Source organism: Scytonema hofmannii PCC 7110 (assembly GCF_000346485.2).
Lineage (GTDB): Bacteria > Cyanobacteriota > Cyanobacteriia > Cyanobacteriales > Nostocaceae > Scytonema > Scytonema hofmannii.
Window position 1 is genome coordinate 7,255,017 of the sequence record NZ_KQ976354.1, and the last position, 22,472, is coordinate 7,277,488.

A 22,472-nucleotide genomic window follows, 5' to 3' on the forward strand; every position below is an offset into this window, starting at 1 on the left:
AAGAGCTAAAGAGTCTTCAGCGCAACATCACACACCACCCGAAAACCGAGGTCATTGTACTTACAGTCTGGGAGGCTCCTAAGGCGGTCGGCAGAACGGCAGTTTTCAGGAAGGTTGTTCCACGAACCACCGCGCAGCACTCGGGGTTGATGATCGTATTCATTCCCTATCCACGCGCTTCCGTCTGTGGGTGAACCTTTGTAGTTTTCATGCCACTCATCACCACACCATTCCCATACATTGCCATGCATATCGTATAAGCCAAAAGCATTGGGTTGAAAGTTTCCTACTGGCGTGGTTTGTTCTCGATACTCCCCTTTGGCTTCATTAGCAAAGGTGTTCTTTGCATCATAATTAGCAAACTGATCCGTAATTGTCTGACCAAAGTGAAATGGTGTCTTCGTTCCTGCCCTACAAACATATTCCCATTCTGCCTCACTCGGTAATCTATAAGTGCGTCCTGTCTTTTGGCTCAGCCTTTTGCAAAATTCTACTGCATTTTTCCAGGACACTCGTTCTACAGGATGTTTTGCTCCCCTGAAGCCGGATGGATTGTTATCCATCACCTGTTTGTACTGTTCTTGGCTAACAAGGTATTTGCCTATAAAGAAGAGTTGAACAGTGACTTTATGTTGAGGACGTTCATCGTCCTTACTACCTTTCTCATCTGTTGAAGCACCCATAGTAAAATGACCTTCAGGGATAGCAAGCATTTCCAAGGTGATACCATTTCCTAGGTCTTCAGTAAAATATTTGGCTTGACCTATTTCTCGCTTAACTTCGCGACCACTAGTATTAACAGTCACTACGTCAAACTGAAAAACCTGTAGTTTATTTTCCTGGGTAGGTGCAGATTGAGAACCACCTGACCTCCCTCCGTTTGGCAAACGTACAGGTTCAGGAATTGGAGACTGTCTTTGTCGCTGGTCAATTCTGGAGAATGCCTCAATTGCCTGCATATCTGAACCTCTAGCAGCCACATTCACTCGAATCCATAGCTGTCTAGCTAATTCCCAATCTTCCTGAACTTCTGCTTGATAAGCGTCAAGTTTCATCGTGGCGATATCATGAAGAGTGGCTTGATCGGGTAACAAAATTAGGTGTAGCTTTACGGCAGGTTCGGCTGTAGCATAAGGATTTTGTTGAGGTTTGCGATGCTGTTGGTTGATTGTTGGAACTCTCGACTGTAAATATCGATCCAGCCTTTCGACTGTAGCGCAATTCCCTTCGCCGGTTATCCTCAACCCCTCTAACAACCCTTGAGTGAATGAGCCGTGCCGCAAGTGCTCAATTTCATAAGATTTTTGACCGGAACCACAAGAGTAAAAGGTAACGACTCCCTGATGTTCTCTGCCAATACCTTCTCCTCCCTTACTTCCTTGATCTCGGCAGGCATCCAAAAACAACACTACATTATCTGCCCCACTGCGACGTAGTCTTTGGGTAACGAAATCAACAGGAATTGCCGTATGTTCTACATCTCCTGGATCGCTATCCAAAAGCATAAGATAGTCGCGATCGCTTTCACGACAACCGTGTCCGGCAAAGAAAAACCAAAGGTTATCAGCTGCTGCCAATAGTGGTCTTTCAAAGTTTGCCCGTAAGAATCGCCACAAGTTACCGTAGGTAGGGTAAGTGGGAATGGGTGCAGAACCCGGAATTGCTTGTGAGTCCTCTGTAAACAAAAACACTCTGTCAAACCGTGCTTCCTCTCGAAACCAATCACACATTGCCTCAGCATCTAGTTTGGCGTAGTTTAGCCGCTGAAGGTTGTTGTATTGATTAATTCCAATAGCGATCGCCCAATTTCTAGCCATTTCTGTGCTTGCATTTGAAAGTCATAACTTTTGTTTTCTAATTTGCCAGCGCTTTCCCCATTAAAAGTTTACATACATTCTGCTAGTAGTAATGCTCTGTCATACAGTAGTAATATCTAATATTAAAGTCAAAAAGTTACCTATTATGGTTAAGACCTCAAATTGTTATTAGGGTTCCTCAGTACTTTTTGAGCAGATCAAAATTTACATTGAGCAAACTGGTACATTTAAGACTAAGGTAGTAGTTGGTGCTTTGGCACACTACCTGGGATGTGTTTAAAATTTACTGCTAAGCCAAAGGGGAGAGGAGTTGGAGGCAAGAATAGCGGAACTGGAAGCTTTGATGAAAAAGTCAGTAAAATCAAGAGCAGTTTAAACTATTAATTATATGTCAGAAGAAATTTCTAGTCCAGACACAATCTGGATTCTTACCGAAGAAACATCTGAAACTGAAACTAGCCGTGAAATTACAACTATTACAGGTGAAAGAAGTAGTGAAGATACAGGAGGACTACTCAGTACTGAAACTAATGAAGAAATAGTTGTTACTAGAAAAAAAGATGAAATAGTAATTACTAGACGCAGAGTAGAAGTAAATAAACTCAAGCAGGAAATGAAGGGATTTTTGCAAGCAATGAGAGAAATGCTTGATGAAGCGGAACAGCCGAGTTCAAAAATGCAGCTAGATGAAGTCGAGTTATCTGTAGAAATTAACGGCGAAGGAAAAATCAGCCTGCTTGGATTTGGTGGTCAAGCAGGGGGCAAAGGTACGATGAAATTTAAGTTCAAGCGCAGATAATTGTCACTTTGATCTGGGTAGGAATTCGCGTAAAGCACGCGAAAGCTGTTCTCAGAGAAAAAGTAGCTGAAAAGTCGCGCCATTATCAGGCTTTGATTGCTAATCACTGATCGCTGGTCACTGATTATACAATCCCTTCAGACATGGCTGCTGTGGTTGTCGGAACACCAGCAGGTACAACTGCTGTTTGAATGCGTTGGGGTTCTCCTAGCATCACGATGGAACAGGTGAGTTGATTTGCCAGTTGAGTCGTGACATCACTAATTGCTAACCTATCGGGGCTAGTACGATTGCGGATAAAAGGCAATACGACTAAATCAAATAATCTTGCTGCCTGCAAAATTGCTTGGGCAGTATTCTCATGAGCTATAATCTGAATTTCTGGTGGATTTGGTGTCCCAAGTTTAGATACAGTGAGCGAGAGTTGCGATCGCCGCCAAGCAATTTTATTTGAACTGGTACGACGTTCGCAGACATTTAGCAGTGTCACTTGTGCCTGATTGGCTTCTGCTAAAATTTGAGCAAATTGTACAGATTGCAATGAAGGTGACGTCAAATTTTCTAATGGAACCAAAATCCGTTGAATTTTACTCGGTGAATCCACCAAACGAGTTACAGCTACCGGGCAATGAGAAGACCACAGAACGTTATCTATCACATTACCAAATAAACGTGCTTTTAACCCAGTCCGTTTACCCCAACCCATGACAATCAAACTTGCCTTTTGTTCTCGAGAAGCCCGACTAATTCCTTGAGCAAACGCATCATCTATTCGCATCAACGGCTGAGCTTCTACACCCAAAACTTTACTCAGTGCTGTTGCTTTTGCTAGCAAGCGTTGACTCCGTTCAACAGAGGCTTCCAACTGAGGTGAATCCATATGGGCAAAAGCAGTTGCGATCGCTAGGGGAATAATTCTACCATTTGTCTGTCGTGCTAACAATCCAGCCATCTCAATGAGATGTTGCTGTGTTTGGGGATTATACACGGGGACTATGATAGTGTACTGGTTGTCCCGTTCCTCTGGCTTTTGATAAGGAGGCGCTATGGCTTGGTGCTCTTTACACGGTGGAGAAGTTAACCCTACAGCGGCTCGACTCGTTATCAACGGTCCCAATATTGAAGTCACCAGCATTAAAATAATAATACTGTTTAGAGTTTGAATATTTAGCAATTTAGCTTGATACCCAACCAACCCTGCTGCTAAAGTCGTACCCACTTGCGGTATTGACAGTGACCACATTGCGAACACTTCCTGCCAAGTGTAGCGGTAAGTGACCTTTGCTAAAAAAGCCGCGATAAATTTACTTGTAATTAAACCAACAACAATTAGAACCGTTAATAATAAAGTCTTAAAAGTGGTTGCCAAAGAAGGTAAATCCATCAGCAAACCGAGATTAACAAAGAAGATAGGAATAAAAAATACATTGCCAACGAATAATACTTTATCTTTAGCTGGCCCTTCTCCTACTGTTTCATTAACAGCCAAACCAGCTAAAAAAGCTCCAAAAATCTTGTCTATTCCAATGATTTGTGCTCCTACGGAAGTCACAAATACAGAAAGAAGCACAAATAAAAATTGATTTCCTTCTTCGTCTCCCGAACGGCGAAAAAATTCTTTACCTACCCAATCAAAGCCTACTAAAACTACAATTGAGTAGACAATTAAAGAACTAATTAATCCAACCAGTGCATTGTAGCTAAATTGTTCAGATTTATGAACGACTAAGCTAATCGCCAATATAACCAAAGCACCAATATCAGTCAGAATAGTGGCTCCGATAGTAACAGCCACAGCTTCATTATTGACAACACCCAAGCGAGCAATCATGGGATATGCAACCAGAGTGTGGGAAGCCAATAAAGAGCCAATCAAAATAGCAGCATTCCAGTCAAAGTTAAAAATCCGCCCTATAGCAGTTCCTACTAATAAAGGAACTATAAATGTAAAAAATCCAAATCCAAACGAACGATTTTTTACACGACAAAATTGTTGTATATCTACTTGTAACCCAGCCACAAACATTAGGTAAACTAACCCAATGTCCGACAGTAAATTTACGAGGACAGAATCTTTACTCAAGACATCGAAGCCATTCGATCCAAGGACTAACCCTGCAAGAAGCAACCCTACTAATCCTGGCAATCGCAGCCGTTCAAACAGGATTGGTACAACTAAAATGACTACCAACAGAATAGCAATGGGAACAATAGGTTCCTTGCTAAGAACTTGGACAGATGGTTCCAAAGCAAGAACTTGTGACATGAGTTCCATAGGTAGGACGCAGAAATGGCGATAGTGGGGCTTCGATTGAAGGTCTCTTAATTATTAAAACTTAACAAAGTGCAAATTTACCCTGAAAAAAATAAAAATTTTCTTTACACTACCCAAACGACTATCTTAGAACTAACTACCTATGGGTGGATTTGGCTTAAGATAAATCGCAGGCGATCGTAATCTTCTTTAAGCAGTACACTGAGAGTACGTCCCGCTTTTACAAGCCATTGTCTGTCGGCTTTGCGTAGCTGATAGACATCTCTAATAGCTGCTGCAGTTAAAGATTCTACTGGAGCACCACTGATAGAAAGCAATGTCTGTAAAAAATCTAGTTCTTCTGTGAATTTAATTATTGTTTCTGGCTCACAGCGGTAAACTGCTTGATGAATTTGTGGTGGACGAGGCGGTAGATATTGATAAATTCTACCGTTAACAAACGTATCATTTCCAGGTTGTTCAAACCCAACAATTGCAGATCGAAACTCGGTTTTGAGCATAGCAAAAATTTGAGGTTGCTCTTCCCTCAAGTCCTGTAGTGACAAACCCAAAGCCATCGCCCGATGCACCGAATCTATGGGCATAGTTGTCACATGATAGACAATTGCATAAATTTGATTCCCGGACTCTTCATCCAGAGAACGAACCCAGCTACCAAAAGGAGGCATTGAGGGAAAGCTTAAATCCTCTGGTTCCAAACACTGGGCTAAAAACTCGCAAGTTGCAGTTTCGATCACCTCAGCAATATGGTTAGGATGACGATTGCTTCTATCAAACTGTGGTAGGGGAAGGCGCATAATTAGTCATTAGTCATTAGTCATTGGTCATTGGTCATTGGTCATTAGTCACTTATTTTCTTACAAAGGACGAATGACAAATGACTAATGACCAATAACTATTTCTTTTTCCGTGCTGTTGTTTCTAAGAGTTCTAACTCTGAGAGGCGGAATGTAACTAATTTATCCCAATTACCACCTTCAAATAGAACCGCTACTTTTCCATCGCTCACCCGTTGCACGAGACCTTCATAACGATAGTAAGTATCTGCGGGATTCTTGACACGAATAGTTGCTCCAGGTAGAATCATTGTCGTTTTAACCCTTGCTTGCTCCTATCTCTAGCTTACTACGAGTTCTTGGTCATTGGTCACTGGTCACTGGTCACTGGTCACTGGTCACTTAATACTTTTGTCGTTGGCGGAAATTTGCTACCGACTCGACAAGTCCTAAAGCAATAAAGTTTTTCAGCATGGCAGAACGTCCATAACTCATCCAAGGGAGGGGTATTCCCGCAACTGGTGCTAAACCAACAGTCATGCCAATATTCACAACCATTTGGAACACAATCATGGATAAAACGCCTATAGCTAGCAACGAACCAAAGTTATCTTTAGAAGTTTGGGCAATATGTAGCAGGCGCTGACACACCAAACAAAAGGCAAATAGAATGACCAAACAGCCAATAAAACCAAATTCCTCACCTACCGCCGAGAAAATAAAGTCTGTATGCTGTTCGGGAACGAAATTTAACTGAGTCATGGGACCTTTAAAAAGACCCCATCCCCACCATTCGCCTGCACCAATAGCAATACGGGATTGGATGAGGTGATATCCTGCGCCTAAAGGATCGTGTTCGGGGTTGACAAATACTGTTAATCTATCTTTTTGATACTCTTTTAGTACGTGATTCCACGCGAATACGCCCAATTCCCCACCCAAAAGATTAAGGGATAAAGCACCGATACCGTTAAGCCCGTATCGACGCCAAGGAAGAGTTAAAAAGCCTAGCAATCCCATGGCAAATGACCACAGCAATCCCAAGGGGGTCAAAGTGAAGTCACCAAATAACGCAATGGAGAAAGGCCAGTGTATGCCGAAGAAAATAGCTGCAAAAATAGGAGAAACTAGCAGTATTAACCAACCTGGGTTAGCGTTTGCCCAATACAACATCCCCAATACGATCGCACCAAATACGAGTGATGTTGCCAAATCTGGCTGCAAAAACACCAATGCCCAAGGCACTGCGGTAATTCCCAAAGCTCTAGTAACATTATCTAAATTGGAAGCAGTGCGTTTGTGTAACATCACTGCCAAGGTAATGATTAAACCTATTTTGGCGAATTCTGAAGGTTGTACGTTAAAACCTGCAACGCTAATCCATCTTTGTGCGCCTTTAGCACTGTGACCAATCAACATGACCGCAATTAAGCTTGCGTTCGTTATGGCGTATGTTATCCAATGCCACTGAATCAAGTTCTCGTAACGGCATCTGGAAATGAAAATGGCTAGGATGAGACCAATACCACCCATAAGCCAATGCCACCACCAGTCCGTAAGACCCTGGTTCAATTCTGTACTGCGGATCATGACACCGCCAAATACGGTAAGCGCGACTGGTAATATAAATAACAACAAATCTACTTGCTGCCAAGGTTTAAACCAATACTTCCAGCGAACTCTGGGAAGCGAACGTTTTAACAACATAATGGGATTTTTAAATTCATTAAATATCTGAAATAGGTATTCAGTGTTTCTGTTGCTTCAACCAGACAAAATTTTGAGAATTCTAGGTCAAAGCAGCAACTGATACTTTGCCTGCAATAGCAAGTGCGATCGCTTTCAAAGCTTTAGCGCTAGCTGAGTCTGGGTCGGAAACAACGATGGGAACACCACTATCGCCACCAATTCTGGTAGAAATTTCCATAGGTACGCATCCTAGTAATGGTACGCCCAATTCACTTGCGGTTTTAGAACCACCTCCGGAACCAAAAATGTCATACTGTTTATCTGGCATATCTGGTGGAATAAAGTAGCTCATATTTTCTACTATTCCCAAAATTGGCACGTTCATTTGCTGGAACATCCGCAAACCTTTGCGAGCATCCAACAGTGCCACAGTTTGTGGGGTAGTGACAATAACTGCTCCTGCCATTGGAACTGCCTGTGCTAATGTTAGCTGAGCATCCCCCGTTCCGGGAGGCATATCCACAATCAAATAGTCTAACTCTTCCCACTGAACTTGGTAGAGAAACTGGCGAATCACTCCATTCAGCATCGGTCCGCGCCAAATGACAGGCTGATCTCGGTCAATCAGAAATCCCATGGAGACGAGTTTGACACCATGATTGAAAGCAGGTTCTAGAATTTCGCCTTTGGGTGTTGACTTTACAACCATCTCAGCATCAGCAAGCCCTAGCATCGTGGGATCGTTAGGACCGTAGATATCGGCATCAAGCAAACCAACTTTTGCTCCTGTTTGTGCTAGCGCAACTGCTACGTTAACGGCAACTGTACTTTTACCGACTCCACCTTTACCACTAGAAACCGCAACAATATTTTTTACACCGGAAATCCCGTTGCGGTCCGGTAAACTTTTTTGTTGAGGTGTTTCTGCTGTCACTTCTACAGAAACATTTGTCACGCCTGGTAACTGCTTAACAGCTTTTTGACAATCTTCAACAATAAATTCACGTAAAGGACATGCAGGAGTTGTCAGTACCAAAGTAAAGCTCACCTGACCACCATCAATTTTGATATTGCGAATCATATTCAGTTCAACCAGACTTTTGCGGAGTTCTGGATCTTGTACCGGGCGCAATACTTCTAAAACTGAATGAGAATCGAGCACATCATACATAGTTTTTTTTGCCTTAATACCGAACAATTCTTTACAAAAACTTATTCGTAATCTATCAAAATAATACGGGAGGACGAGAACCCCTCAGTTTTAACGAGGGGATGAAGTCCGACAAGGGAGGACTTTAGTCCGATGTCTCTCTTACCCAGTCCTCAATTACTTCACTAATACTAATACCTCTTGCATCAGCCATAGACTTTAATTTTGTCCACGCTGTTGGAGTTAGAACCACTGTGTGACGTTCTTTCACTTCGTCATAAAGTATTGGTATATTTTTTTGCCCTTTTATACCTTTTTTACTTGACATATTTAGCAATGACGTGTAAGCTAAGAACATGATAGCAAAGCAATAGGAGGTGAGTCAACTGTACCGAACAATTTCAGTTAAAGCAAGATTTACAGACATTGAAGAAGCATTTTGGCTAAATCAATGCGAACACTCTAACAGTTTGATTAACTGTGCGATTTACCATGTTCGTCAAACTCATTATGCAAGGCTCGAAGAGTCAGGTAATGCGTTGACAACTTATTGGCGTGGGGATGAATTACGCCACGGTTGGAAGACTTATAAATGCTTTACAACTTACCCTGAACTGGATAAAGTTCTTAAGGACAATCCACACTACAAAGCTCTTGCTGCTCAGTCAGCACAGCAAACATTGAAAACTGTAGGAGAGTCAATTACTAGTTACAACGGATTAGTTAATGCATATTACAAGGGAGAGGTTGATAAACCATCTTTGCCAAAATATAGAAAAAGTGGTGGACTGGCGGCAGTAACTTTTCCACATCAAGCATTAATCTACAAAGATGGTTGTTTTTATCCGTCAATTAGTAGAGAAATTAAGCCACATCTGCTCAGTGAAATTGCTTTACCCTTACCAGAATTTATTGATTCGGATTGGGTGAAGGAAGTGACAATTCGTCCGTATTATGGGATCTTGTGGATAGATTGGGTGATAGATGACGGTAAGCTGCCAATTGAGATTAATCCGAACCTTGATTACAATAGCGCTTGGTCGTTTGACCATGGTGGAACTAATTGGTTAACAGGTGTTTCAACTCTTGGTAAAAGCTTAATCATTGATGGTAAAAAACTAAAATCAATGAATCAAGGTTATTGTCGTCTTGTTGCCAAATACAAGCAGGGTAAGTCAGATTTTTACTGGGACTCTAACCTTGATAGAGTGCAACGCCAACGCAACAACCAGATGCGAGATGCCATTAACAAAGCTGCCCGATTCATTATTAATCGATGCCTTGCTGATGGTGTTGGAAATCTGATTATTGGCTGGAATGAGGGACAAAAGAATGGTTCTAACATGAACAAATGTGGAAACCAAAATTTTGTACCCATTCCAACAGGTAGGTTAATTGAACGCCTTAAACAACTTTGTCCTGAATACGGAATTGTTTTAACTGTTACTGAGGAAGCATATACTTCAAAAGCGTCATTTCTTGATGATGACTTCTTACCTAAATACGGTGAAAAACCCGACGGATGGAAGGCATCAGGTGAGAGAATTGAGCGTGGTCTTTACAAAACCAAGAAAGGTTTTTTAATCAATGGTGACTGCAACGGTGCAGCCAACATAATGGCTAAAGTAGCCACACAGCTAGGACTTGTCCTAGTCAAGGTGGGTAGGGCGTGCTTGACTACGCCACATCGGTATGATTTGTTCCGCGATCTCAAGAATTCATTTCGTACAACGTTACGAAGTGTCTCTTCAGAGCACGGACGAAGATCCATTTAGAATCCCTCGTGTTTTAAACCGATGGAGAAGTCAATTGAAATCTTAACTTTATTGGGGAGTAGATAGTAGTTGGTGATTAGTGGTTGGTTGTTGGTTGTTGGTTGTTAGTATTTTTATACCACTAGGCAGTGACCAGTGAACAGTGATTAGTGACTGATAATAACTAACCACTAACAACTAACCACTAACAACTAACCACTAACCAAAACAACTATCCTTGATAGATTTTCGTTGCCCTGAAACCTCAGCCGCCTCAACTAAAGCTCTAGCGACACGATCTGCGTAAGGACGGGAAAATGACCAAATTAGAGGTGATAGCCAACCACGCAATGTCACAGAGTAAGATAAACAAGTACCACAGACTGTGGACTCAACTTTGTAAGTAAGCCGTTCCTCAACTCCAGGAATGGCTAACACTCGTATACTCAATAATTCTCTGGGGTTAACACTTTCAACAAAAATCCGGATGGGAATGGGAGATAAGCGCGTAACTGCTTGATAAATTAACCCTGGTTTAGGAACTAATCCATAGGGTACGTTAGTACTTTTAAGCAGTGGATGCCAGGAAACATCTGCTATATCGACGACTTTTTGCCATAATTCATCTACAGAAGCAGAACTAATCTCCCGATACGTTCGTACCAGAGAAGCGCAAAACAGACGACGTTTGCGATGGACGAATTTGGATAAACAACTTAGCATCTTCCTATTCCTCCTCCTCGCTGCACGCTACAACTGGTAACTTTGACACAGTGAACATCTGTTCTGTCGTTAAACTTCGCATTCAACTTTCTCAAAATTTCCCCATACATAGCAAGTCATCTGAAGGATGAAGTATGAAAGACAAAGGGGTTTGCCGAATTGTTGAAACAATACTTAAACTTTACGCACCCACAAAGTAAGTTGAGAAAAATAAACAAACATACAAGCAAACACGCATTTGAGAGAAAATAACTAAACTGTAGTCATGCCAAACACTTGTATAGAGTTTATGTTGACCAACGCCCAAATCCCAACTTTGCTAGCAGAACCCACACAAACCCTGCCAACTGACGCTAAAACCAGAGTCAGTCAGTTCATGAAACAGTTGCAAGACCAAATTTCTCAAACGTTGGCAGAACTCGATGGCATGGGACAATTTCATGAGGACTCCTGGGAACGCCCAGAAGGAGGTGGCGGACGCTCTCGTGTCATGCGTGAGGGCGCAATATTTGAACAAGGTGGTGTCAATTTTTCGGAAGTTTGGGGTTCTCAATTGCCGCCTTCTATCATAACTCAACGTCCAGAAGCGGCAGGGCATGGTTTTTATGCCACAGGTACCTCAATGGTGTTACATCCCCGCAATCCTTATGTGCCAACAGTCCATTTAAATTATCGCTACTTTGAAGCAGGACCGGTTTGGTGGTTTGGAGGTGGAGCAGATCTCACACCATACTATCCTTTTGCTGAAGATGCATCTCATTTTCACAAAACACTGAAGCAGGCTTGCGATGCCAATCGCCCAGAGTATTATCCGGTGTTTAAGCGCTGGTGTGATGAATATTTCTACTTAAAACACCGTCAAGAGACGCGGGGCGTTGGCGGATTATTTTTTGATTACCAAGATGGACAAGGGGCTTTGTATCACGGACCCCATCAAGATAGTGCAGCGGCTGTTTACAGCAAGGGAATCGGAGAATTGGCTCCACGCAGTTGGGAACAACTGTTTGCTTTTGTACAAGATTGTGGTAATGCTTTTCTACCATCTTATATGCCAATTGTGGATCGGCGACACAAGATGGAATATAGCGATCGCCAACGAAATTTTCAACTCTATCGCCGGGGTAGGTATGTAGAATTCAATTTGGTGTACGACAGAGGCACAATTTTCGGACTGCAAACCAACGGACGCACCGAATCTATCCTGATGTCACTTCCACCCTTAGTGCGGTGGGAATACGGCTATCAACCCGAACCCAATTCTCATGAAGCCGAGTTGTACGAAACCTTCCTCAAACCCCAAGATTGGGCAAACCTTGACCAGTGACCAGTGACCAGTGACCAGTGACCAGTGACCAGTGGCCAGGGGGAATCACTCATTCCCAATCGCCACTCCCCAATCTCCAATCTCCAATCTCCAATCCAAAATCCAAAATCCAAAATCCAAAATCCAAAATCCAAAATCCAAAATCCCCAACCCCCAATCCCCACTCCCTACTCCCAATTAAGTGAGTTAAACTACTAAAGGTAAGCACCTAGCAAAAATAATGACAGCAATATCTGTAGCTTTGTCATCTAGCGCTAGAGCCAGAAATAGTCCACTTTACTTGTAATTAGAGGATGTTTGAGGAGTGCTAAGGGGAGACTCAGTGATTTATATCGATCAACAAACTTATACAACCCAGGATGGAAATACAGTGATCGTTCTGACGCCATCAGGACGACTCGATATCACTACAGCTTGGCAATTTCGCTTGAAGTTGCAAGAATGTATTTCCAAGCTCAGCCGCCATGTGGTAGTTAATCTCGGTCAGGTGAATTTTATTGATAGTTCCGGGTTAACATCCTTGGTAGCAGGAATGCGCGATGCTGATAAAGTCAAAGGTAGTTTTCGGATCTGTAATGTCCATCCAGAAGCCAAACTCGTGTTTGAAGTCACTATGATGGACACTGTTTTTGAAATCTTTGAAACAGAAGAGGAAGCCTTAGAAGGCATACCTCGCAGCATTGCTAGCTAAATTTTGGATCTTAGATTCCAATCCCAAATCTCAAATCGGTCAATCCAAAATCCAAAATCTAAAATTCAAAATTGGTTAATCCAACAATCCAAAATCCAAAATCCAAAATTAATATTGTTCTCGCTTAGTATAGCGATAAGGTCCTAAAATTGCACCCCAAGTTGCTTTTCCAGTTATCGGGTCAATACCTTTGTCGAAACTCATAAATTTATCTTGAGTAGATTCAAAGCCCAAAGAAACTTGTATATTACTACCACCATAAGTAAAACTGCAAAGAGTGTTGATTGGTGGAGTGGCAGCAAACTTATAGCTGTCAGAGACTAAAGTCTCTTGGCTGACATCAAGTACACAGCTTGGTAGCAATTCTAGTTGGTCAGGAGTCAATGTATTTAGTAAATCGGGATTACACCCAGCACCTAGTAGAGCACTGGGATTTTTAGGCATATAATATTGCGCTTTTAGGGGTGCATGAGCATTTTGTCCTTCGGTAAGACGTAAAATTCGCTGACGGTAAGGTTTATCCAGTTGGACAATATTGGCTTGTTCAGCAAAGATGGTCACACTATCTTCTTCAAAGAGAGGCACTCTTCTATGCCACAAACGCAAATGAACGTACCAAGCAGGATCTGCAAGAGCTTGTTCTCGATTATCAAATTCACCAACAAGGTAGCGAGCAAGGGTCAGTAGTTGTTGCGAGAGAATCATGGCGTGTAAAAGCAAGCAGCTATCGATCCAGAATTCTAGACGAGTTTGATACAAAGAGAAAACCCGAACTTGGCAAAGTTGCCTTAAAGCGAGAGAATAAAAATACGTCGCCCTTATAATTATGCTTTGTGAATAACGTCCGTACTGTCTCTGATACTAAGCGAACTTTCTATAACCTTCATACCCGCCCGATAAATACTATCTACCGTCGGGTTGTGGAAGAGTTAATGGTGGAAATGCATTTACTGTCAGTAAATGTAGATTTTGGCTATGAGCCAATTTATGCCCTGGGCGTCGTTACTGCCTTTGAGCGTTTTATGCAAGGCTACCAGCCAGAACGGGATCAGGAGTCGATTTTTAACGCTCTTGTTCGAGCATTAGAAGAAGATCCACAGCGTTACAGACAAGATGCTCAAAGATTACAATCTGTAGCGAAAAACTTACCACCCTCCGAATTAATTGCGTGGTTAAGTCAACAAACGCATTTGGATAGAGATGCCGATCTTCAGTCCTCTCTGCAAGCAATTTCCAAAAACCCAAACTTTAAGTACAATCGCTTGTTTGCGATTGGAGTTTTTTCTTTACTAGAATTGTCAGACCCAGAACTTGTAAAAGACCAAAAGCAACTCACTGAAGCACTGAAAACAATTGCTGATGGACTCCATTTATCTGATGACAAACTCAGTAAAGATTTGGAAGTTTACCGTTCCAACTTAGATAAAGTGTCTCAAGCACTAGCAGTTATGTCGGATTTGCTGTCAGCAGATCGTAAAAGACGAGAACAAAGAAGTCAGCAGTCTAGTACTAGTTAGTGGTTAGTGGTTGGTAGTTAGTGGTTAGTGGTTGGTGGTTCTTAGCTACTAACAACTAACAACTAACAACTAACAACTAACAACTAACCACTAACAACTACCCTCCTAACAAATGGTAGAGTAAGCTACTAAGAATAGAGAGCGTAAGAGCTCCTAAAATAGCGCTCCAAGCACCGTAACGCAAGCGAAAACCCTGTACTAACCAAGCGGCAATCCCAAAACTGACCACAGTGATAACAAATGTGAAGAAGCTGGATAACAAGTTAAAAGTCAGAAAGTTGGGGATGGCAAATACAAGGCGTAAAAGCGGTCTTACAACTGCTGTCACAATTCCCAAAACGGCGGCGGAAATGAAAGCTTTTTCTGGTGAGTCGATTTCGACTCCAAACGGCAGTTTGCTAACTATAAATAAGCCAATGGCTGTTACCAACCAAACAAGTAATAATGCCCCGATATTCATTGCCAAAACCTCTCAGCAAATGTAAATGGCGATGCTCCCAAAGGGAGAGCCGCCCAAAGAGCGAACGCATTGCAAAGAATTCAATCTATTGCTTAATCAAGCCTGACACGAAACGGAGAACTTGTAAGTTATCAGAAATCTTTCTTTAAAGTAATACTGGATATTTTTAGGTTTAGTGGCACAACGTTGCCAACAAATATAAGAAACCGGGTTTCTTCAAGAAACCCGGTTTCTTAATAGCCGATCTGAATTATACTGCACTGTGTTTAATCTCACCTGTTAGGAGCAGAATTTGGTTTTCCACCTGTAGGTGCTTGAGGTAAGGAAGGAGAATTTCCTGATGGATTCACGGGAGTACTACCTTGTCCGGGAGAAATTTGATTGGGTGCAGGTGGAGGATTGAACAGATCTGGGGGAATGGTATTTGGTAAAGGTGCTCCTCCTGGTGCATTGGGATTATTTGGAAAAGAGGGAGAAGTGGGCAAAGAGGGGTCTGTAAATTGGCCTGAAGAACTGGGAATAATTCCCAAAGAAACGCGATCGCCTCCTACAGATCGCAATAAATCCAACATTTCGATCACATCGTTATAAGTTGCAGACCGTGAGGCATTGAGTACGAAAACACCTTGAGGATTCTTTTTGATATAGTCCTCTAAAGTAGACCTGAGTTGTTCCCGATTAATTGGCTGTTTTTCCACGTAAGTTTGACCAACAGCATCAATAGTCACAGGTAATATTTCTCGTCCCACTTGTGATACGACATTAGCAGCAGATGTACCTGTTTTAGCTTTGGGCAAATCGATGTTAATTGCCTGCTGTCGAGTAAATTGTAAAGCCGCCAAAATAAAGAACGTCAAAATACAAAAAATGACATCAATGAGAGGAAGGATTTGAATTTGAGCTTCTTCTACAGGGCTATGTAAGTTAATTTTCATTTTATAAATCTCGTGCTTATTGGGGCTTTTTGTCAGCTATCGTTTGGTCTAGGTAGATCCGACTGTGGTGGTGGTTCGGGAGTTTCACTAAACCCTCTACCTTTTTTTCGGGGGGAGTTCAAGCTATCCTGAGAATCTCGAATGATAGTTTGAGGTAGTGCCAAAGTGTCAGGTGTCGTTTCTGTGTAGTTAGGAGGTGACTGACGGTACAGCAACTCCAAATCATTACCTGCTTTGTGAAAAACTTTGACTTGATTGACCACAAGACCTTGGAAGAGACGATAAAACACTAAAGTTGCGATAGCAACAATCAAACCAAATGCCGTGCTAATAAGGGCTTGACCGATACCTGCAGGTACATTTGCAGTCGCTTCAGTACCCAAATCCCCAATTCGTAAATCACCAAGAGATTGAATCAACCCCAAAACCGTGCCTAATAATCCTAATAGGGGTGCAAGGGCTATCACGGCTTCCAACATTTTTTCTCCCCGTCGCATCCCAGCCAATTCATCTTCAGCTGTTGCTTCTAACGCCAGTCGGAAAGTTTCTGCATCGCTGTTTAGGAAGCGCAAGGGAGCATAGAGAAACCTCCCTATGGGCTGATCGATTCTCTTTTTGGCAATTTCACGTGCTGTTCCCCAATCGGTTTCGGCTGCATCCAATACGCGCTCGACGATTTGTCTTTCTTGGTTCAATATCCGCAACCAGAACCACAAACGCTCAAAAATGACACTTAAAGATAGAATCGATAGGGCAAGCAATGGCCACATTGCCGGACCGCCCTTTTTAAACAAATCTAAGATATCCACAGTTTTCGCCTCCTCCATCCAAAGATAATGTATCTATCCCAAAGCACTTTTATTTTAGAGATTAATGTACAAATTCAATAACTTGTTGTTAACATCAGTAATTAGTAGTCATATGCCATGTAGCATATTCCAGACCAAGTAGGGCGGTTATTCCCACAGGAAGTTTAGGGCATATCCTGCCAGAATTAAAGGTAACTGGAGGATAAAAAAATGAACTTTTCCATTCAATCAATTTATAGCTGGTATCGCAACACACTACGTAATCCTAAGTATCGTTGGTGGATTGTTTTAGGAACAATACTTTACGTTGTCAGCCCATTTGATATTGCTCCTGACTTCATTCCGGTTTTGGGAGAACTGGATGATGTAGTGATTTTAACCCTACTGGTTTCCGAGGTATCCCAAATATTGATAGAAAGCTTTAAAGCCCGTCAGGTTAAAGATGGCGTTCAAGCAGCTAGTACGCCAGAAAATTCTACTTCCACTGCAGAAACCATTGATATCGATGCTGTTTCTGTTAAATAGTGCCTGTTATAGGGTAAAATTTTATAACCCTTCCTTGGACTTCTGCTTGGAAAAGCATTTATCGGGGAGGGATATTTTTTTGTCACTGGACGACAAGGCATTATCGCTATAGATTATGCAAGAGTATAATCATGGAGATGCCCATCGCCCTATGAACAAGCGCCAAATTATCGGACTATTGCCTGCGGGTGGACAAGCAAAGCGAATTTCTCCTTTACCAGTGAGTAAAGAGTTATATCCCATTGGCTTTCAAGACTTTGGGAACCAACAGGATTGGCGACCAAAAGTCGTTTCTCAATACTTGCTAGAAAAAATGCAACTAGCAAGTATTGACAAGGCATATTTTATACTGCGCCCTGGTAAGTGGGATATTCCGGCATATTTTGGTGATGGCACGATACTTTCCATGAACTTGGGTTACTTGATAATGGGTTTACCATATGGAGTCCCTTTTACCTTGGATCAAGCGTATCCGTTTGTTCAAGACGCCATAATTGCTCTAGGCTTTCCTGATATTTTGTTTCAACCGGAAGACGCTTTTACACGCATACTCTCGCGTTTGGAAATGAGCGGTGCGGATGTCGTCTTAGGATTATTTCCAACTCATCAACCTCATAAAGCGGGAATGGTTGACTTTGACGATATGGGTAGAGTTTATCTTATAGTCGAAAAACCCAAGCGATCGCAATTGCGTTATATGTGGGGTATTGCAGTTTGGACACCAGCTTTCACGTTATTTTTACACGAGTACCTTATACCTCTTAAGGCGAAAAGTAACCTTTTGTCACAGCTACCAGAAATACCTATTGGCGATATTATTCAATCTGCTATTGAAAAAGGTTTTCACGTGGAAGCAGAAGTCTTTTCCGATGGAACGTATTTAGATATAGGAACACCAGAGGATTTAGTCAAAGCCGTACATAAATTTAGCACTTTTAAGTAACTGGAATAAAGGCTGGGCATGGGGCAAAGCAAAAACTTGAGAGTATTTCCCCCTTTTTAAGGGGGTTAGGGGGATCGATAAGTTGAAAAATCGGCTTCAACCAACAATTAAAACCTGATACGAGTAAGTTATATTTTTCTTCCGCAAGTGGATAAGCACAGTAGAGGCGGCTTTAATAAAACCGCCTCACATTTTATGACAGAAGAAGTTGCTGTAATTGATCTAGGGAGTTTACGGTTTTGACTGCCCGTTGAATGCTCTTTAACTGTTGCAGCTCGGTAATCTGAGAGATTTGTGGTATCAATTGTAATCCCTCAGTCCCAAATTTGATTTCTAAATCTAGTTCAATCCCAGATATAATTCCTTTACGTTCTCCACGTGCTTCCCCACGTGCTTCCCCACGTGCTTCCCCACGGACTTCACCCTCTGTTAATATTTGTTGATACCAGGGAGATTCTCTTAAAACCGCCATATCCCACCTCATGATTTGTTGTACTACCGCACTATCTAATACGAAGCTAGCAAAAAATGCTAGCACTGTTTCTAACTGGTTTAATTGCTCGTTGTCGCGCAATTGTCGCAACGCTTGTTGAATTGTCGATTCTTCTGCCCCGCCCTTGAGAATTGGCACAAATGGCAGCAATGCAGGTAGCGGTTGCTCGAACACTATCTCGACATCAACTTCCCACAGATTAATCACGCGATAGTCTTGTCGAGCTTGTAATCCGGCAAAGTTCGACTCATAACGATTCACAATTGCAGTCTCGTCTTCTGTGTTTTTGAGAATGTTAATCAGTACGGGATAGATGAGTAAGTTATATTTTTCTTCCGCAAGTGCTGTATAAGCTCGTATCCGCTTTGGCATATTGGACTTGTAGCGCAGTTGTATCTCATTGAGTACGAGAAATTCTCCGAGTTCTGGGCTTTCAGCACGAATTAACACGTCGTTTTCGCGGCTAATCCACTGAAATTCTGAGTTAAGAATTTCTTTAGTCACGATGTTGGGGAATTGCGTTACCCATTTAACCCAATTGTCAGGTGTCAGGCTGATTAACTTCTTGGTGCTGATGTCAGCGGATTTAGGCATGGAGAGAACAGATTTGTGGTTTCAGTTACTGAATTGGACATTTTATCAGTAAAAGTGCTGAGAAAATCGGTGAAATTCATTTTTGTCTTAGTTTGAATCTCAACAAGAATTTGTTCAGTATCCGATTAGATAAATGTGTTCATGCCCAAAATTCAAAGTATTGAAACGTTAATCAATCTTTGAACGATGCGTGGATCTGACTAAACCTACGTTATTTGAAGAGGACATCGCGTTGGGCAAAATAGATGCACGCAATCCTCAATTAATTGCGTCATTAATTGAGATGGTACGCTCAATTCCTAATGGTGTTGGCATAGTAACGATGAGAACACCAAATGATTTGGTCAAAGCGGTGCATAAATTTAGCACTTTTACAAATGGGTAAGTACAGTAGAGGCGGCTTTGACAAAACCGCCCATCCCACATTTTATGACAGAAGAAGTTGCTGCAATTGATCTAGGGAGTTTACAGTTTTAATTGCCTGTTGAATACTCTTTAAGTGTTGCAACTCGGTAATCTGAGAGATTTGTGGCATCAATTGCAACCCTTCAGTCCCAAATTTGATTTCCAATCCTAGTTCAATCCCAGAGATGATTCCTTTACGTTCCCCACGTGCTTCCCCACGTGCTTCCCCACGTACTTCACCCTCTGTTAATATTTGTTGATACCAGGGAGATTCTCTTAAAACCGCCATATCCCACCTCATGATTTGTTGTACTACCGCACTATCTAATACGAAGCTAGCAAAAAATGCTAGCACTGTTTCTAACTGGTTTAATTGCTCGTTGTCGCACAATTATCCCAACTTATATGGTCTAAAAATACATATCCATCAAAGCAACTAGCAGACAATTTTGCTCCAAATTCTACCGATGACCTAGCTTTCCCTCGGACAATTGGACGGATATGTGGTTGGGTTAAACTGACAATGCGATCGTCAATACTCTGTTTTTTATTTTCATATAACCAGAGTTGTTGACGATAGACGAATGCCACCACGAGCAAGAGCTTATATTGTCTGTTACTTAAATTTTCGCTTACTGGCTCCTGAAATGATTAGCTGTTCAATGTGAGATAAATTTCTTTTGATATATTGAAGTTGTTTTTTGATTGCTTTTCGCCTGTCTTTTTAGGAGACACGACGTTTTTTTGCCACCTCCAGATAATCCTTTCTTGCTACCTCTCGATATGTTCTTAGTGTTTTATCTAATTGACCCAACGTCTGTTCATAAAGTAAATCTATAATTTTTTCCGTCTGCGATCTCACACTTGATTTAGTAGCTCTAAATCTGTCGGATAGCTGATATCACCCGGCGCACAAGTGGCATCTAATATTAATTTTCCCCGATTTTCTGGTGTATTACCTTCTTTTCCTAATTCTTCTATTTTTTTTTCAGCCTCTGGAGAAGATGTTAGCTCTAGCGTCTTCTTCACCATTTGTTGATTCACTTTGTTGACTAGGTCAACACTGATTCTTGACCGAAAATGTACTAACATTGATGCATCAAATGGAGTTTTATTGCTATAAGACGACATCCCTATAAAGTACTGTAGATAAGGGTTATCTCTAATTTGTTCTACTGTTTCTCTGTCACTTATCCCTAGCTTTTCTTTAATTATTAATGCGCCTAATGCCATCCGAAAAGATTTTGCGGGTGCTCCCATCTCTGGAGAGAAAGATGAAGAATATTCCTCTTCAAATTCTGCCCAAGGTATTAAAGAAGCCATAATTATCCAACGATTATCTTCTGATAATTTGCCATCGAACGGCAGTTCAAAGTTTTCTGGTGGAGTTGAAGTTTGTCCTTGTTTTCGGTACCTGGTTACTAACAGCATACTTGATGCTGCTCGTCACGGTGATGTAAGGATTTTTTGCTATTTTACCCTTCTCTTTTGCACCTGAATATACTTATAGGGTCTGAGAATCTAGAGACTGTCTCCTTTCTTTTTTTTTCAGCAAGCCCTAAGTATTGAATTTAATAACGATAAACCACCAACTTTTACATTGGTGGTCTTTTATTTATAATTTAAAAAAAACTTACCAATTAGTAGAATAACTGATTCTTGTTAAAGTTACTTTACCTTTAATCAGACTCCTCCTCTGAATCTTCTTTAAGAAGTGGCGGGATGCTAACGGCTAGTGGAAGAAGGGCTAAGAACCAAGGTTGACCCGTAGCAATAGCCGTAAAGCTAGCAATTATCCCAAATCCTGCTCCGACTTTAGATGGTGTGATTTTCATTTCTTCTGCTCCTAATAGAGGGAAAAGTTAAGGTAATTAGGTAAAAGTTAAGGTAATTTCTCCAAATAATCTTATCGATAGGAGGGCGAAGAACCGTTCGCCCCTACGATGAAATGATGATTGTACGGTAATTTTTATTCCGGTAATCTCCTAAAATCTAGATATTTCTGGTTTATTGGACGAGATAAGTTCATCGACACCAACTGCCTTTTAAATATCTTTAAGACTTGATAGGAGCTTAAACCCAGTTGAGAGGTTAAAGCTATTCAAAGCATCTACGAGGCACTCCCAAACAGAGATGAGTCGGTGAATCTGGCTCGCTCCTAACTAACTAGGCAAATGTACTTTGACTGCTTGAAAGCTAACAGTTGGCTAGTTACTTGACGCTAAATTTGGAATATCTAAGCTCTATATATTTAATACTACAGGGAGAAGCGATTTAGCAATTCCATCTCTGGCTTTATTACTGTAGTAAATTCATAATCTATCTTAGGATGGATGTATATTAACTCGAGAAAGCTTGGTACCGCATGGCTATGTCCTTACCCAAACCCACTTGTGCACAGGTTGAACGTACTATCACTCAACAACTACAAGCCTTCTTTCGAGAACACATAGGTCAACGCCCTTCCAAAGTTGTTTGCCAAATCCTTAACGATGGAGTTGTAGTGATTTTGCACGATACGTTGGCTCCTGCAGAACGAACCTTGCTTGATGCAGACCGAACAGAATCAGCGAAGCAATTCCGCTCGGAGTTACATGAGCTACTGAAGCCGCGCATCAAAGAATTGATTGAACCAATCGTTGCAACATCTGTGACTGCTGTGTTGGTTGACTCGGACTTAGACACTGGTATTTCTATACTGACAGCAATTTTAGAAGATTTACCACAAGTTCGCGATCCTGAATCAATTCCCAAAAAGCCAAAGGGGTAAGAAATTGTTTCCCAAACCCCTCG

At 41.7% G+C, this 22,472-nt stretch carries 24 protein-coding genes and 2 pseudogenes; 10 read left to right on the forward strand and 16 right to left on the reverse strand.

The annotated features are described in order from the left end of the window. Positions 1-5: 5 nt before the first annotated feature. A complete protein-coding gene (locus WA1_RS30360) occupies positions 6-1,817 on the reverse strand; it encodes an SUMF1/EgtB/PvdO family nonheme iron enzyme (RefSeq protein WP_017740551.1) in 1,812 nt (603 codons plus the stop codon). A 388-nt stretch (positions 1,818-2,205) separates the two neighbouring features. Here WA1_RS30360 and WA1_RS30365 point away from each other — a divergent pair, with 388 nt between their 5' ends. After that, positions 2,206-2,616, forward strand: a complete 411-nt coding sequence (locus WA1_RS30365) for a Pepco domain-containing protein (protein ID WP_017740550.1) — start codon at positions 2,206-2,208, stop codon at positions 2,614-2,616. 124 nt (positions 2,617-2,740) lie between these two features. Here WA1_RS30365 and WA1_RS30370 read toward each other — a convergent pair whose 3' ends face one another. From WA1_RS30370 to WA1_RS60420, 6 genes are all read right to left on the reverse strand, one after another. After that, positions 2,741-4,891, reverse strand: a complete 2,151-nt coding sequence (locus WA1_RS30370) for a cation:proton antiporter domain-containing protein (protein ID WP_017740549.1) — start codon at positions 4,889-4,891, stop codon at positions 2,741-2,743. A 140-nt stretch (positions 4,892-5,031) separates the two neighbouring features. After that, positions 5,032-5,688: a hypothetical protein gene (locus WA1_RS30375; protein ID WP_017740548.1), complete on the reverse strand. Its 657-nt coding sequence runs from the start codon at positions 5,686-5,688 to the stop codon at positions 5,032-5,034. Between the two features lie 98 nt (positions 5,689-5,786). Beyond that, the gene (locus WA1_RS30380) at positions 5,787-5,978 is read right to left on the reverse strand and encodes an NAD(P)H dehydrogenase subunit NdhS (RefSeq protein WP_017740547.1); all 192 of its coding nucleotides are present in this window, start codon (positions 5,976-5,978) and stop codon (positions 5,787-5,789) included. 91 nt (positions 5,979-6,069) lie between these two features. Then, on the reverse strand, positions 6,070-7,374 hold the full coding sequence (gene rodA / locus WA1_RS30385; RefSeq protein ID WP_017740546.1) for a rod shape-determining protein RodA: 1,305 nt from the start codon (positions 7,372-7,374) through the stop codon (positions 6,070-6,072). An 82-nt stretch (positions 7,375-7,456) separates the two neighbouring features. Beyond that, positions 7,457-8,527 carry an Mrp/NBP35 family ATP-binding protein gene (locus tag WA1_RS30390; RefSeq protein ID WP_017740545.1) on the reverse strand — a complete coding sequence of 357 codons (1,071 nt, stop codon included), beginning with the start codon at positions 8,525-8,527 and terminating at the stop codon, positions 7,457-7,459. A gap of 124 nt (positions 8,528-8,651) precedes the next feature. Continuing rightward, entirely contained in the window at positions 8,652-8,834 is a 183-nt protein-coding gene (locus WA1_RS60420; RefSeq protein ID WP_026134374.1) for a hypothetical protein, read from the reverse strand. Positions 8,835-8,892: 58 nt separating this feature from the next. Between WA1_RS60420 and WA1_RS30400 the strand changes: the two genes are divergently transcribed. Further along, entirely contained in the window at positions 8,893-10,281 is a 1,389-nt protein-coding gene (locus WA1_RS30400; protein WP_026134373.1) for an RNA-guided endonuclease InsQ/TnpB family protein, read from the forward strand. 198 nt (positions 10,282-10,479) lie between these two features. Here the strand turns inward: WA1_RS30400 and WA1_RS30405 are convergent, their stop codons facing one another. Continuing rightward, positions 10,480-10,983 carry an SRPBCC family protein gene (locus tag WA1_RS30405; RefSeq protein ID WP_017740542.1) on the reverse strand — a complete coding sequence of 168 codons (504 nt, stop codon included), beginning with the start codon at positions 10,981-10,983 and terminating at the stop codon, positions 10,480-10,482. Positions 10,984-11,272: 289 nt separating this feature from the next. Here WA1_RS30405 and hemF point away from each other — a divergent pair, with 289 nt between their 5' ends. The 3 genes from hemF (at position 11,273) to WA1_RS30415 (ending at position 12,998) form a co-directional block, all read left to right on the forward strand. Next, on the forward strand, positions 11,273-12,307 hold the full coding sequence (gene hemF, locus WA1_RS30410; RefSeq protein ID WP_026134372.1) for an oxygen-dependent coproporphyrinogen oxidase: 1,035 nt from the start codon (positions 11,273-11,275) through the stop codon (positions 12,305-12,307). Positions 12,308-12,331: 24 nt separating this feature from the next. After that, positions 12,332-12,505 (forward strand): hypothetical protein, encoded by a 174-nt coding sequence (locus WA1_RS57395; RefSeq protein WP_158516718.1) that lies wholly within the window; start codon positions 12,332-12,334, stop codon positions 12,503-12,505. A gap of 124 nt (positions 12,506-12,629) precedes the next feature. After that, positions 12,630-12,998, forward strand: coding sequence for an STAS domain-containing protein (locus WA1_RS30415; protein ID WP_017740539.1), 369 nt, complete (start codon positions 12,630-12,632; stop codon positions 12,996-12,998). Positions 12,999-13,106: 108 nt separating this feature from the next. On the opposite strand, the gene WA1_RS30420 is transcribed toward WA1_RS30415, so the two are convergent. Next, the gene (locus WA1_RS30420; RefSeq protein ID WP_017740538.1) at positions 13,107-13,703 is read right to left on the reverse strand and encodes a chromophore lyase CpcT/CpeT; all 597 of its coding nucleotides are present in this window, start codon (positions 13,701-13,703) and stop codon (positions 13,107-13,109) included. A gap of 128 nt (positions 13,704-13,831) precedes the next feature. Between WA1_RS30420 and psb29 the strand changes: the two genes are divergently transcribed. Beyond that, complete coding sequence (psb29, locus tag WA1_RS30425; protein ID WP_026134371.1) at positions 13,832-14,515, forward strand: photosystem II biogenesis protein Psp29; 684 nt, start codon at positions 13,832-13,834, stop codon at positions 14,513-14,515. A 97-nt stretch (positions 14,516-14,612) separates the two neighbouring features. Here the strand turns inward: psb29 and WA1_RS30430 are convergent, their stop codons facing one another. The 3 genes from WA1_RS30430 to WA1_RS30440 all read right to left on the reverse strand — a co-directional run bounded on the left by WA1_RS30430 (position 14,613) and on the right by WA1_RS30440 (position 16,719). Beyond that, complete coding sequence (locus WA1_RS30430; protein WP_017740536.1) at positions 14,613-14,975, reverse strand: phage holin family protein; 363 nt, start codon at positions 14,973-14,975, stop codon at positions 14,613-14,615. Between the two features lie 272 nt (positions 14,976-15,247). Then, the gene (locus tag WA1_RS30435; RefSeq protein WP_017740535.1) at positions 15,248-15,910 is read right to left on the reverse strand and encodes an ExbD/TolR family protein; all 663 of its coding nucleotides are present in this window, start codon (positions 15,908-15,910) and stop codon (positions 15,248-15,250) included. 32 nt (positions 15,911-15,942) lie between these two features. Continuing rightward, positions 15,943-16,719, reverse strand: a complete 777-nt coding sequence (locus tag WA1_RS30440) for a MotA/TolQ/ExbB proton channel family protein (RefSeq protein ID WP_017740534.1) — start codon at positions 16,717-16,719, stop codon at positions 15,943-15,945. A 210-nt stretch (positions 16,720-16,929) separates the two neighbouring features. On the opposite strand from WA1_RS30440, the gene WA1_RS30445 reads away from it, so the two are divergent. Both WA1_RS30445 and WA1_RS30450 read left to right on the forward strand, forming a co-directional pair. Continuing rightward, a complete protein-coding gene (locus tag WA1_RS30445) occupies positions 16,930-17,244 on the forward strand; it encodes a YkvA family protein (RefSeq protein WP_017740533.1) in 315 nt (104 codons plus the stop codon). 151 nt (positions 17,245-17,395) lie between these two features. Continuing rightward, positions 17,396-18,187 (forward strand): sugar phosphate nucleotidyltransferase, encoded by a 792-nt coding sequence (locus WA1_RS30450; RefSeq protein WP_017740532.1) that lies wholly within the window; start codon positions 17,396-17,398, stop codon positions 18,185-18,187. Positions 18,188-18,380: 193 nt separating this feature from the next. Here WA1_RS30450 and WA1_RS30455 read toward each other — a convergent pair whose 3' ends face one another. Beyond that, positions 18,381-19,274, reverse strand: coding sequence for an RpnC/YadD family protein (locus WA1_RS30455; protein ID WP_017740531.1), 894 nt, complete (start codon positions 19,272-19,274; stop codon positions 18,381-18,383). A gap of 190 nt (positions 19,275-19,464) precedes the next feature. Here WA1_RS30455 and WA1_RS30460 point away from each other — a divergent pair, with 190 nt between their 5' ends. Beyond that, positions 19,465-19,659 carry a hypothetical protein gene (locus WA1_RS30460; RefSeq protein WP_017740530.1) on the forward strand — a complete coding sequence of 65 codons (195 nt, stop codon included), beginning with the start codon at positions 19,465-19,467 and terminating at the stop codon, positions 19,657-19,659. A gap of 42 nt (positions 19,660-19,701) precedes the next feature. Here WA1_RS30460 and WA1_RS55610 read toward each other — a convergent pair. From WA1_RS55610 to WA1_RS57400, 3 genes and pseudogenes are all read right to left on the reverse strand, one after another. Next, a pseudogene (locus WA1_RS55610) lies at positions 19,702-20,061 on the reverse strand (transposase); the annotation flags it as partial. A gap of 8 nt (positions 20,062-20,069) precedes the next feature. Continuing rightward, positions 20,070-21,110 (reverse strand): annotated as a pseudogene (locus tag WA1_RS53475) (IS5 family transposase); the annotation flags it as partial. 248 nt (positions 21,111-21,358) lie between these two features. Beyond that, positions 21,359-21,514, reverse strand: a complete 156-nt coding sequence (locus tag WA1_RS57400) for a hypothetical protein (protein WP_017740527.1) — start codon at positions 21,512-21,514, stop codon at positions 21,359-21,361. Positions 21,515-22,044: 530 nt separating this feature from the next. Between WA1_RS57400 and WA1_RS30475 the strand changes: the two genes are divergently transcribed. Continuing rightward, positions 22,045-22,449 (forward strand): Na-translocating system protein MpsC family protein, encoded by a 405-nt coding sequence (locus tag WA1_RS30475; RefSeq protein WP_051076995.1) that lies wholly within the window; start codon positions 22,045-22,047, stop codon positions 22,447-22,449. The last annotated feature ends 23 nt before the right edge of the window (positions 22,450-22,472 follow it).